The organism is Methylomonas sp. LW13, assembly GCF_016865255.1.
GTDB lineage: Bacteria > Pseudomonadota > Gammaproteobacteria > Methylococcales > Methylomonadaceae > Methylomonas.
Genome location: NZ_CP033381.1, coordinates 1911783 through 1924531, shown reverse-complemented (window position 1 = coordinate 1924531; position 12749 = coordinate 1911783). Strand labels below are relative to the sequence as shown.

General features: G+C 51.8%; 10 protein-coding genes and 1 pseudogene. 5 read left to right on the top strand and 6 right to left on the bottom strand.

The genetic code is table 11. From position 1 onward, the window contains the following. Positions 1-44: 44 nt before the first annotated feature. Genes gspF through JL719_RS08680 form a run of 4 tightly spaced genes read right to left on the bottom strand, consistent with a single transcriptional unit; the run spans position 45 to position 5232 of the window. A complete protein-coding gene (gene gspF / locus JL719_RS08695; protein WP_033159027.1) occupies positions 45-1256 on the bottom strand; it encodes a type II secretion system inner membrane protein GspF in 1212 nt (403 codons plus the stop codon). Between the two features lie 6 nt (positions 1257-1262). Further along, entirely contained in the window at positions 1263-2774 is a 1512-nt protein-coding gene (gene gspE, locus JL719_RS08690) for a type II secretion system ATPase GspE (RefSeq protein ID WP_033159028.1), read from the bottom strand. Continuing rightward, the gene (gene gspD / locus JL719_RS08685) at positions 2761-4665 is read right to left on the bottom strand and encodes a type II secretion system secretin GspD (RefSeq protein WP_033159029.1); all 1905 of its coding nucleotides are present in this window, start codon (positions 4663-4665) and stop codon (positions 2761-2763) included. Before gspD ends, gspE begins: the two co-directional genes overlap by 14 nt. A 21-nt stretch (positions 4666-4686) precedes the next feature. Continuing rightward, on the bottom strand, positions 4687-5232 hold the full coding sequence (locus JL719_RS08680) for a type II secretion system protein N (RefSeq protein WP_165385939.1): 546 nt from the start codon (positions 5230-5232) through the stop codon (positions 4687-4689). Positions 5233-5383: 151 nt separating this feature from the next. Between JL719_RS08680 and JL719_RS08675 the strand changes: the two genes are divergently transcribed. Together JL719_RS08675 and JL719_RS08670 are read left to right on the top strand one after the other, a co-directional pair. Next, complete coding sequence (locus tag JL719_RS08675) at positions 5384-6523, top strand: hypothetical protein (RefSeq protein WP_033159031.1); 1140 nt, start codon at positions 5384-5386, stop codon at positions 6521-6523. A 57-nt stretch (positions 6524-6580) separates the two neighbouring features. Next, positions 6581-8830, top strand: coding sequence for a hypothetical protein (locus tag JL719_RS08670; RefSeq protein WP_033159032.1), 2250 nt, complete (start codon positions 6581-6583; stop codon positions 8828-8830). Between the two features lie 712 nt (positions 8831-9542). Here the strand turns inward: JL719_RS08670 and JL719_RS08665 are convergent. Continuing rightward, a pseudogene (locus tag JL719_RS08665) lies at positions 9543-10090 on the bottom strand (REP-associated tyrosine transposase). Between JL719_RS08665 and JL719_RS08660 the strand changes: the two are divergent. Further along, entirely contained in the window at positions 10089-10313 is a 225-nt protein-coding gene (locus JL719_RS08660) for a hypothetical protein (RefSeq protein WP_033159033.1), read from the top strand. The pseudogene JL719_RS08665 and the gene JL719_RS08660 sit on opposite strands and share 2 nt — an antisense overlap. A gap of 248 nt (positions 10314-10561) precedes the next feature. Beyond that, positions 10562-10945: a Rap1a/Tai family immunity protein gene (locus tag JL719_RS08655; protein WP_033159034.1), complete on the top strand. Its 384-nt coding sequence runs from the start codon at positions 10562-10564 to the stop codon at positions 10943-10945. A 101-nt stretch (positions 10946-11046) separates the two neighbouring features. Here the strand turns inward: JL719_RS08655 and JL719_RS08650 are convergent, their stop codons facing one another. Then, positions 11047-11571 (bottom strand): REP-associated tyrosine transposase, encoded by a 525-nt coding sequence (locus JL719_RS08650; protein WP_033159035.1) that lies wholly within the window; start codon positions 11569-11571, stop codon positions 11047-11049. A 351-nt stretch (positions 11572-11922) separates the two neighbouring features. On the opposite strand from JL719_RS08650, the gene JL719_RS08645 reads away from it, so the two are divergent. Continuing rightward, positions 11923-12228: a T6SS effector amidase Tae4 family protein gene (locus JL719_RS08645; RefSeq protein WP_225893066.1), complete on the top strand. Its 306-nt coding sequence runs from the start codon at positions 11923-11925 to the stop codon at positions 12226-12228. The last annotated feature ends 521 nt before the right edge of the window (positions 12229-12749 follow it).

Sequence of the window (12749 nt, the reverse complement as noted above, 5' to 3'; positions counted from 1 at the left end):
GGAGAAGATTAGAAAGCCAACGTGACAGGCGTATGACAAAACCGCTATCTAATCAATTGGTTCATTTCAAATATCGGTAACAGAATGGCCAGCACGATGGTTAGCACCACCAGACCCATGAACAAAATCAAGGCCGGCTCGAACAAGCCCATGGTCAGTTCGGTGAGCGCCTGAATATCACGTTCCTGATCGTCGGCGGCGCTTTCCAGCATGCGCGGTAATTGGCCGCTGGCCTCGCCACTGGCCACCAGATGTATCGTCACCGGCGGGAAGAAACCGCTGGCTTCCAGCGCCTTGTTCAAACTCTGCCCTTCCCGCACGCGAATCGCGGTATGCGCCACCGCCTGCCGCATCGCCTCGTTCGCCAACACCTGGCTGGAGATTTTCAAGGCTTCCAGCAACTCCACGCCGCTATTGGTCAAAATCGCCAACGTACGGGTAAAGCGGGCAGTGTTTAAGCCCTTGGAAAAGCGGGCGGTAATCGGCATGGTTAATAGCCAACGGTGAAACAGCATGCGCGGCCGCTCCCGGCGCAAAATCAGCTTCGCCGCCACAGACAAGCCCACCGCGATGACCAGCAACAGCAAGCCGTTGCTCTGCAAAAAATCGCTGCAACTAATTAAGGCCTGGGTAATAGCCGGCAGCTCGTGGCCCATTTTGTCGAACACGCCGGTGATTTCCGGCACCACATACGCCAACAGGCCGATGACCACCAATACGGACACCGACGACAACAACACCGGATAAATCATCGCCATCTGTAACTTGCGATGCAGTTGGCCTTTATCGCTAAGATAATCAGCCAGCTTTTCCAGGACTTGATCCAGCTTGCCCGAGGATTCACCCGCTTCAATAGTGGCGCGGTACAAAGGTGGAAAGGTACTGGGAAAGGCCTGGCAAGCCACGGCCAGACTTTGCCCCTCTAGAATTCGGCTTCTGATCGCCAGCAATATCCGTCTGGCCCGCGCCGATTCTAGTTGCCGGGCAATAATGCCCAGCGCTTCGTCTATCGCCAAGCCGGACTTCAATAGCGCGGCTAACTGCCGGGTGATGTGCGCCAGCGCGCGCATGCCGATGTTTTGCGCCAATAAGGGCGACTGACCGCTGCGTTCTTTTTTATGAATTTCCTGAATGTCCAGCAGCGTTAACTCATTGGCCTTCAATTGTTGGCGCGCGGTTTTGATCGTGTCGCTCTCAAGTGTGCCTTTAACCGACTTGCCCTTGCCATTCAGCGCTTGATATTCGAAGACCGCCATGCCCTGTTAATCCTTTAAGGTAATGCGAATGGCTTCGTCGATGCTGGTGTCGCCGTTCAGCACTTTTTCCAGCGCGCTTTGTTGAATACTGCGTGAGGTCAGTCGGGCATGGCGTTCCAGTTCCAGGTCGCCAGCGCCATCATGGATCAGTTGTTGCATCGTGCTATCCAGCATGATCATTTCAAAAATACCAGCCCGGCCCTTGTAACCGTGGTTATGGCACTGCGGGCAGCCTTGGGCTTGATAAACAGTAACATGCCCGCCGGTTTCGCTGCGATAACCCAGCTTGGCTAAATCCTGTACCGGCACCTGTTCCGGTTTTTTACAATGCGGACACAGTTTGCGCACCAACCGCTGGGCTATCACGCCGACCAAACTGGAGGCCAACAAGAATGGCTCTATACCCATATCGCGCAGCCGGGTAATTGCGCCGACGGCGGTGTTGGTATGCAGTGTCGATAGCACCAAGTGGCCGGTCAAGCTGGCCTGCACCGCAATCTCGGCGGTTTCCCGGTCGCGAATCTCGCCGACCATCACAATATCCGGATCCTGCCGCAAAATCGCCCGCAAGCCCTTGGCAAAGGTCATGTCCACCTTGGCATTCACCTGGGTCTGGCCGACACCGTCCAGGTAATATTCGATGGGGTCTTCGACGGTGAGAATGTTACGACTGCGTTGATTCAATTGATTGACCACCGCGTACAAACTGGTAGTTTTCCCGGATCCGGTAGGCCCGGTCACCAGAATGATGCCGTGCGGCCTGGCAATCATCTGCTGAATGCTGTTCAGCTCGTAATCCGACATGCCGACTTGCTTCAGGCTTAATTGGTTGGCCTGCTTGTCCAGCAAGCGCAGCACCACCCGTTCGCCGTGGCCGGAAGGCAAAGTCGAGACTCGCACATCCACAGTGCGGCCGCCGATATTCAAGGAGATACGGCCATCCTGCGGCAAGCGTTTTTCGGCGATGTCCAGCTTGGCCATGACTTTAAGCCGGGAAATCACCATGGGCGCGAACTCGCGCTGCGGCTCGATAATTTCCCGCAAGGTGCCGTCCACCCGAAACCGCACTACCATGCGTTTTTCGTAGGATTCGATATGAATGTCCGAGGCGTTTTCCTTGATGGCTTCGGTGAGCAGCGCGTTGATCAAACGAATGATCGGCGCTTCGTCCTCACTTTCCAGTAAGTCTTCCGGCTTTGGCAGATGTTGGGCCATCTCGGACAAATCCAGGTTGTCCTGCATATCGTCGACCATCTGTTGCGCATGGCCGGTTTTGTGTTCGTAAACCGCTTGCAGCAAGCGCTCGAACTCTTCCGCGCCGACCGCTTCGAAACTGGCCGGTCTAGCCACGAAGCGCCGGGTTTCCAGCAAAGCCGTTACCGTAGCTTTTGGTTGATAGACGATACGCGCCTGCTGCGCCGAATATTCGGCAACGAGCACGCCGTGACGTTTGGCAAAACCGTAAGACGGCAGCCTGTTATCTGTCGGGGCTGGCGCTGTTGGTTCAGCGGCTGCCATTGCGACTGGCCTCCCCGTTATCTTGCGCAGCCGCATTGTCGTCCGCTAAGTTATCCAGCAGAGGCTGTTTCTGCTCCGGCATCAACAGCACGCCGTCCTCGTTAAACTCTTGCTGCTTGTCGCGAATGTAGTTGTATTTGTCGTGGGTCAAACCGCTGGATTTACCCGCGTCCCGGATGATTTGCGGGCGCAAAAACACCATCAGATTCTTTTTGGTGATGGTCGTGGAATTGGTTTGGAACAAATAGCCCAGGTAAGGAATATCGCCCAACAGCGGCACCTTATCCACGGTTTCGGTGATGTCGTCTTCGATCAAGCCGCCCAATACCAATACCTTACCGTCATCAACCAATACGCTGGTTTCGATCTTGCGTTTATTGGTTTGTAAGTCGGCCCCGGTCGTGCCTTGCACGACGCTGGAAACCTCTTGCGCGACTTTCAATTTAACCGCGTTACCTTCGTTGATCTGCGGCAAGACTTTGAGTTTGATACCGATGTCTTCGCGCTGGATAGTCTGAAACGGGGTGCTCAGGCTGCCTCCGACCGACGGCGTGTATTGGCCTGTGGTTAATGGGATGTTGCGGCCGACTATCATGCTGGCTTCTTCATTATCCATCGTCACCAACGATGGTGTGGATAACACATTGACATCGGTATCGCTGGCAAAGGCGGTCAGCAAGGCTTTTAGTTCGCTGCCGGCCAAGTAACCGATGCTTAGGCCCTTGCCGGCGGAGGTAATGAATTGCGAAAGATTCAAAGAGTTGCCTTCGCCTTTTCTGCTGGCTGCAAACACGCTGCCATCGTCCTTGGTTTGCCATTCGACGCCGATATTTTGCGATTTGTCGTAGCTGACTTCAGCGATGATCGCTTCGATATGCACTTGCGCGCGGCGCACATCCAGCTGCCGGACCACCGATTTCAAGGTCAACATTAAATCGTGCGGCGCTGTGATAATCAGCGCATTGGCGGCTTCGTCCGCGCGAATATCAAAGTCCTTGGCGGTGGTGGCTTTGGTTTTGGCTTGATCGGCTTTTTCGTCTTTTAAAGATCCCACCCCGGTCAGCGTTTCCACCAATTCCTTGGCTACCGCGTAACGCATATAAATTACTTCGGTATTGCCGGCTTTTTCCATCGGCGTATCCAGATTGGCGATCAAGGCCCGCATCTGCAAGCGCATCTCCGGGTCGCCGCCCAGAATAATGGAATTGGAGCGTTCGTCGGCCACCATGGGCGGCGGGACAGCCGTGGTTTTTCCGGCATTATTGCTGGTAATCAGCGTATTCAGCGGCAGTATCAAATCGGCGGCGTTGGCATGGCGCAGATTGATAATTTCAATGTTTTGTAAATCGCTTTTATCGATTTGCTTGATCATCGCCGCCAAGCGCTTAACATTCGCGGCGGTATCGGACAGGATGACGGTGTTACTTTCCGGCACCGCACCGATAAAGGCGTATTGCGGCATCAAGGGTAACAAGGTTTGCACCAGTTGCGCCGCATCGACGTGATGCACCTGCAACACCCGGGTCAGTTGCTCGTCGCCGTTTTGCGGATTACCGCGCAACTCGCTTTCCTCGCCGTCCTGCTTGGCGGTGACGTTGGGAATAATCTTAACCACATTGCCGTTCGGAATCGCCGAGTAGCCGTGCACCTTTAGTATGGACAGGAATACATCGTAGACTTGCGCGGACTTCATGGGCGTGGAAGTCACCACCGATATATTGCCGGTAATGCGCGGGTCGATAATAAAGTTTTTACCGGTGACATCGGCAACCGTTTCGATCAGCGCGCGAATATCGACATCTTTCAGATTCAGCGAGAATTCGTCTTTTTCCGCCAGTACCATCGGGCAGAATATGGCCAGCAGCAAGCCGATCAACAAGCGTGTTTTCATTTGCAGTTTACAAGGGAGGGATTATTCGGCGGCGGTTGGCGCGTGGACGCTATCTTTTTTTAATAACAGGGATTCCCGGCGTTCGCCACGCTTCAGCAACACCCGGTCGGCTTCGACAGAATGCAACACCGCGCCGCCGGGCAGTTCATCGCCCAGCCTATATTTCTTTTGCTGGCCGTCGTCGGTTTGGATGATGCCGCTGGCATTTTCCGGATTCTTGGATAAAAACAGGATACCCAGCAGTTTGAGTTGCGATTGCGTCTCCGCAACGGCGCCATCACCAGACACGCTATTCGGGCTTTGCCCGAACAAATGCCAAGTGCCGATTTCCGACAAATCCATGGGCGGATTTTGCGTGACCATTTCGGGTGAGATGGGCGCTGCGGACTCTGCCGGCATCTGGTCGACATCGGCCAACGCATCGGGCAGATTGGCATACAACACCGCAAGCAAATAAACCGTAGCCAGCGCTGTGGCAAGCCATGGCAAAGAAGCGCCGCCGCCCAATCCACACGCCGCTGATTTCCAAGCGAAAGCAAATCTTGAATATCCCGCAAATTTCATCATGGATGAATTATGCTGGGAAAACATGACTGTTTTATGACAAAGCCGACCCGGCCAATAGCGCCCCATCCGCGCCGGCGGTTGACTTGCCGACGGCCCCAAAGCGCTGATAAAGTCGGTCGGAAAACCGAACCCAACCATATCAACTAAGCACATGAATGGATTATCAACCCTGGCACAGGCCTTTGGCGGCGAGGCGAGCCGCATCGAGGGAATCGACAAATTAGCCGGCGATTTAAATCGCTGGTATTTGCAACAGCCGGCGGATCGCAACTTTCTGCATCCCTGCTTAATCGGCGGCAAACCGGCCTTGGTGTGCCAAGCCGGCCTGAGCCGCGACGCCGCCTCAGCTTATGCCGAATTGGCAGCCATCGCCCGGCGCTACGACATCTATCTTAAAGAAGACAGCCGGCAGCGCGACGATAGCGCTATCTTGCATAACCGCCGCCGCGAAGTCAGTCTGGTGTTGAGTTTTTGCATAGGCATGCTGGGCTCTTCGCGCATCGTAAGCGCCAACGATTTGCAGCCGGTCAATGCCGTGCAGGCCGTCGCCAGCCAACTAGCCGAACCGGTCAACAGCATGCAGGCCAAGCTATCGGTAGATCCAGACGGCGCCGCGACGGTACGCTTGCGTCTGCGTAAACCGCCCAACGCAGCGGAAGTGATGGCGGCCTACAGTCAAAAGCAGGCCACGCTGAACAGCGATGCGCTGGCGAAAACGGAAATTGCCAATTTTCTAAGCACCATCTACCAGGCCGAGTCCGCCGATCCCTCTAGTATCCGCGCGGATCTGGCGGTGATGGCCGACTACTTTTCACACTACCCGCAAGCAGTGAATTTGCTTAACGAACTGCGTGGTCAAAAACTCGTACTCAAATACCGGCAAAATACCTGGCAAACCCAGGCTTTTGGCAACGAATTTGGTGTGGATAGCGTGACGATTTATTTCGACACCCGCTTGGGTGCGCAATTGCTGAACGAACCGGGCTGCGACAGTACACCCGCCTGTAGCATCTCGCCCGCCGACGCCTTACTGCACGAGTTGCTGCATGCCAAATTGATGTTGCTGGACAGCCAGCATTTCATAGACGGCGGCGGCATGACCCAAACCCTTTACCCTTTCGAGCACGAACGCGAAGTGATTCATCACGAAAACCGGCTTTACCAAGACATGAATCAATTGGACGGCCGCGCCCGGCCTTTAAGGCATAGACATAGCGGCGAGTTATTGCAAGTCTCCTGCCCGGCCTGCAACCCAATAAAGCAAGTTGCGTCAGGCGACCCAAGTCTGTAAAACTAACGAAATTTCGTGATAGACATAACAAAAACTACTCAACACAGGAGACACACCATGACGCCCATATCCAGCCGCAATGTTGCCGAAAAATGGCGGTTTGCCCGACTCGGCGGTTTCGATCAGGTTGAATTGCAGCGCGGTAGCGATTTAATCGGACTACCGGAACTGGATCAGAAATTATGGGCGGCGCTGAGTTGCCCGACCCACGGCTTGTTCTTCGACAACCAAACATTGGCGTTGCTGGATACCGATAACGACGGCCGCATCAGAGCGAACGAGGTCATCGAAGCGGTGCGTTGGGTGAGCAAGGTACTGAAAAACCCGGCCGATTTGATCCAACAAAACACCACACTGCCGCTGGCGGCGATTAACGATCAAGATGAAGAAGGTCAACAGCTACTGGCTTCCGCCGTCGAGATCTTAAAAAATCTGGGCAAGGCGGATGCGACCGAAATCACCGCCGATGATCTGGCCGATATGACCAAGATTTTCGCCAACACCCAATTTAACGGCGACGGCATTATTCCGGTTAAAGCCGCCGGCGATGAGGCCGGCCAGCAAGCCATCACCGACATCATCGCCTGCTTGGGCGAAATTCAGGACCGCAGCGGCGAGCCGGGCATTAATCTGGAAAAAATCGAACAGTTTTTTAAAGACGCCGGCGCATACTTCGATTGGTGGCAACAGAGCGACGCCGAAGCCGTGCGGATTCGCAATCAAATCGCCGACACCGAAGCGGCGGCGGCCTTGCTGGCGCAAGTAAAACCCAAAATCGACGACTTTTTTACCCGCTGCCAATTGGCGGAATTCGACACCGGCGCGACCGAGTTGTTGAACCCAGCCGACAGCCGCTACGAGCAACTGGCCGGCATCGATTTATCCGCCGGCAGCGAAGAGCTGGCTAAATTGCCGCTGGCTGCCATCGTCGCTGGCGGCAATTTGCCATTGACCACCGGTTTGAATCCGGCCTGGCGGGCGGCGATAGACCAGTTAAAAACCCAGGTGCTGACACCGCTGCTGGGCACTTTAGATAGCTTGTCCGACGCACAATGGCAAAGCGTGGTCGGCCAATTTGCCGATTACCAGGCTTGGTTGCAGAAAAAACCTGCCAATGCCGTGGAAGGCTTGGGGCTGGAGCGCATCAAAACGCTGTTGCAAAGCGATACGCAAGCCAAATTGACCGGCTTGGTCGAACAGGATTTGGCTTTGGAACCGCACGCCAAAGCCATCGATTCTGTCGTGCGCTTGCTGCATTACTACCGCGATCTGTACACCTTATTAAACAACTTCGTGTCGTTTCGCGATTTTTACAGCCCGGAACCGCACGCTATTTTCCAAGCCGGTACCTTATATCTGGACGGCAGAAGCTGCCAATTGTGCGTGAAAGTGGATGACGTGGACAGCCATAGCAAGTTGGCGGAACTGAGCAAAATCTTTCTAGCCTATTGCGTCTGCCGCCGCCAAGGCAGCAACGAAACCCTGACCATTGCCGCGGCCTTTACCGGCGGCGACAGCGACAATTTGCGCGTCGGCCGCAACGGCGTGTTTTACGACCGCAATGGCTTGGACTGGGATGCGACCATCGTCAAAATCATCGAAAACCCGATCAGCATCAAAGAAGCATTCTGGGCGCCTTATAAACGTGTCGCGCGGATGATTAACGAGCAATTGGAAAAAAGCGCGTCGGCCCGCGACAAAGCGGCCCACGAAAATACGTTTAAAGGCATTTCCGAAGCCGGCGCGAATGCCGGACAAGGCAAGGAACCGCCGGCCCCGTTCGACGTCGGCAAATTCGCCGGGATTTTCGCCGCCATCGGCTTGGCAATCGGCGCGATCGGTACTGCGCTGGCCACGGTGATGAGCAGCTTCATGGGCTTGGTTTGGTGGCAAATGCCGCTGGCCATCATCGGCGTGATGCTGGCGATTTCCGGCCCATCCATGTTTATCGCTTATTTGAAACTACGCCAACGCAATCTGGCACCGGTTCTGGACGCCTGCGGCTGGGCGGTGAATGCGAAAGCCTTTATCAACATCCCGTTCGGCCGCTTGTTGACCGGTGTCGCCAAATTACCGAAAGACGCGGAAATGCAAATGGTCGATCCATTCGGCGAAAAGCAAAGCCATTGGAAAAGCTACATGTTTTTGCTGATCCTGCTGGCCGGCGCGGCCTACGCCTGGCATAAAGGCTATATAGGGCCGAAGCAAGAACCGGAACAAGCGGCCCAGGTTGAGGAAAAAGCGGCGCAGGCTAAAGCGGAGGCACCGGCCGGAGCTCCAGCCAAGCCTGCGGAGCCGGCTAAGTAAACCTGTCGTTGCAAACCACCGGAGCGGCTGCGCTTATCAGCTGTTGCTCCGGTCCCGTCTAATGTTGGAAATGTAGGGCGTCAATAGGCGTAGCCGTATTGCGCCGCATATTGACCTTAAATCATTCGGCGCATTGCGCTAACGATAATCCCCCGTACGCGGGCTTAAAATCATTTGTTGGGCCGTCATGAAAACTCAGCTAATCCTATTTTGTTTGAACTTTGCTCTTATAGGCTGCGCTTCGCGATCAGGAATTCATGACGACAACCCGATAAAAGACATATCGAATTTGTACAATAGAAACGGCATCGTTGCAGCTCCCACTTTCGTTGGAAACGCTATTTGTGGCACACCGTTTATTTTGCTGGCTACTACGTTTGACGCCGTGTACATAGGTAAACTTGGGAAACGAACTGAAACGTACCGTTCCGCTATCAATAACAGCTACTTATTACCTGCTATGGCGTGTGGCGCAGCTACAGGCTTACCATTTATCCCGCTTTCCTATATTTTCGAGGAATCTCCTGTATATCTCTCAACCCCGTAGTACTCTGCTCCAAGTCAACAACCCCCTGTGATTTTTTACTCAATGCGGTACGTCAATAGGCGTAGCGCATGTTGGTATTAAATCATTCGGTGCATTGTGCTTACGCTAATCGGTGCGAAGATAGCCCATAGGATGCTGCCGACGTCAGGAGGCGCATCGCTCGCGTTACTCGACACCTTGAATTTCATATTGCTCATTACTTCCCCAATTATTTGAATAAACTCCACGTTTCACAAATTGATGAAAACTGGAATACGGCCGTTATGCCCTATGGGTAAATCCATCACCCGTTTCACATATCCATGCTTCACCGGATTCCAATGGATATAATCGATATGCCGATTTAAAGCATCTTGGTCTTCGATTAAATGCGCCCAAAACCGTCGCTGCCGAATACCGCGTTCACGCCGTTTTTGACGACTTTTTGAAACCCGCTCACCGGTTGATATTTTTCTGGAAAAACACCCTTTCAATAAATTCCAGCGCATTGAATAATCGCCATCATCTGCCGGCAATGTCCAAATGCAATGCAAATGATCGGGCATGATCACCACGGCATTCATATAAAATGGTTTTCGGGTTTTTACATACCGAAAGGCTTGGCTTAATACGTCAATTTGCTCAATCAATAATCAATTGTTCTTGCGTTCCGCAAGATTGACGGTGAAAAACCACAAGGCTTTGGGTATATAAAAACGTCGATATTCGGTCATGACTTTTGGCTACTCGATCAATGCGCCTCCTAACGTCGGCAGCATCCTATGTGCGCACCTTATTGGGTTGGCCGGCGCGGCCTACGCCTGGCATAAAGGCTATATCGGACCCAAGCAAGAAACGGAACAAGCGGCCCAGATTGAGGAAAAAGCGGCGCCAGCTAAAGTTGATGCGCCTGCTCCGGCAGCAGCCCCGGCTAAACCTGCGGAACCTGCTAAGTAAACCTGTCGTTGCAAACCACCGGAGCGGCGGCCCTTATCAGCTGTTGCTTCGGCCCTATCTAGTGTTGGAAATGTAGGGCGTCAATAGGCGTAGCCGTATTGCGCCGCATGTTGGCCTTAAATCTACGCGGACTGGTAATCTATTCGTTTAATATCAGTGGCAGGTTGATCAAATCGGCGTAATGCTCGTTGGTTATTGCGCCTTACGGTCTTTTGTGTGTCAGACATAATCAAAATTATTGAAATTTTATGATGAAATTTTTAACCAAACTAACAAAAATCAGCTGCGCACTTATCATGAGTACAATCGTCCTATGTGAATGCGCATATGCGAATGCTAATACCCCTAAAATAAACGAAGACAGCGTAGATTTACAGGCAAAAATATTTCTTGATGAGTTTGTAAGCTCAGATAGCAATACTCGAAAAGCGGCTAGGCTTTATTTGCTTGGCGTTTTGGACGCCACGGAAGGAAGGGTGTGGTGTGGCTTCAAGACGCTAAAAACTGCCACATTAAATGAATTTATATTTGAACATATGAAAAAACTTGAACCCACTCAATTGGAACGTCGAGCATCCGTGGTAATTGAAGAATCACTAAAAAAATCATTTCCTTGTAGAGAAAAGCCATGAAGCCAACTTTTCAGACACTTAAAAGTAATCATTACTCATCTGAACCTAGCAAGGCCGTAAGGCGCAATAACCAACGGGCATTGCGCCGTATTATTTTTCGATCACTCAAACTCATATAAATCTCCGTCAATTCCTGCCCAATTCAAAGGATAAGCGCACTGCTCAACCCATCGGTGAAAGGTCGAGTATGGCCAATCTTTTACGTGCTTTACCCATCCATGTTTCACCGGGTTGTAATGAATATAATTCATGTGCGCTTGAAAATCTGCTTCATCCCGTATCAGATGCTCCCAATAACGCCTTTGCCAAATACCACGTTCTCCCCGCTTGATTCTCACGCTCGATCTGCGCTCGGTTTTCGGTATGGCTTTGGAAAATCCAATTTTTATCAAACGTATTCGAGTAGCATAGTCAATATCGTTTTCCGGCAGTTCTATCAAGCAATGCATGTGCTCAGGTAATACCACCCAACCGTGAATTTTGAACGAGTGATGAGCTTTCACCGTTTTGACCGATTCCCGTAAAGATTGAATATGTCGTATCAACAAATCGTTATCTTTTCTTTGTAACAAATTGATAGTAAAAAAATAGGCTCCGACTGGGTGCCAGGTTCGCAGGTAATCCATTTGTTTATTATCGATTATGTGCCTTCAATGCGGCGCAATGCCCGTTGGTTATTGCGCCCTACGCGGGCTACGTTTGACGCCGTGTACATAGGTAAACTTGGGAAACGAACTGAAACGTACCGTTCCGCTATCAATAACAGCTACTTATTACCTGCTATGGCGTGTGGCGCAGCTACAGGCTTACCATTTATCCCGCTTTCCTATATTTTCGAGGAATCTCCTGTATATCTCTCAACCCCGTAGTACTCTGTTCCAAGTCAACAACCCCCTGTGATTTTTTACTCAATGCGGTACGTCAATAGGCGTAGCGCATGTTGGTATTAAATCATTCGGCGCATTGCGCTTACGCTAATGCGCCGTACGCGGTTATTAGCCCAGAATGCTGGTTATGCTAACACTTGCGCTACTCGAATGAGTATTGCACTTCTTCATTCTGCCGTTTCCTTCACGGGACGATTACCGATAAAAGCAGGATCTTTAAAAGGCAAAAAGATTGAACCAGGTGCAAAGTTATTAGCGGATCAGTTAATGTTATCTCACATTTTCGGCAGACCAGAAGTTATTGATCCTGCAAAAACTAAAACGTTACTTACAAATAAACGAGGCCTCATATTTTTTTGGAAAATTACCGGATATGATGGGGGCACATTGACCTGATTGAAACAAGCAATAATATCCAGCTATGCAATTCTCACTGTTACTTTAACTGCAAAGAAATATGGTTTTGGGCGCTAACCTAAAAACTTAATATGTTTAAAATTTTTTCCTCGCTCTTTTTGCCATTTTTTTAATAACGTAGGGTGGGCAAGGCGCAATAACCATCAGGCATTGCGCCGTATTTTCAAACTATTCAAATTCATATCAATCTCAACCCGATAAGGTGCGCCGATAGGATGCTGCCGACTTAAGGAGGCGCATCGTTGTGTGCCCGGCATGGGCTAAAACTAGTTATCTGAAAAGTGATAACCGGAGCCAGTAATGACAACCGTAGCGAAACGCGGGGGGGAACCGGCTAAGTAAACCTTTCTTTGCAAACCACCGGAGCGGCAGCGCTTATCAGCTGTTGCTCCGGTCACGTCAAATGTTGGAAGTCTAGGGTATCAATAGGCTTAGCCGTATTGCGCCGCTAAATCATAAGGCGCAAGCCCATTGGTTATTGCGCCTTGTTAGCTTGATTA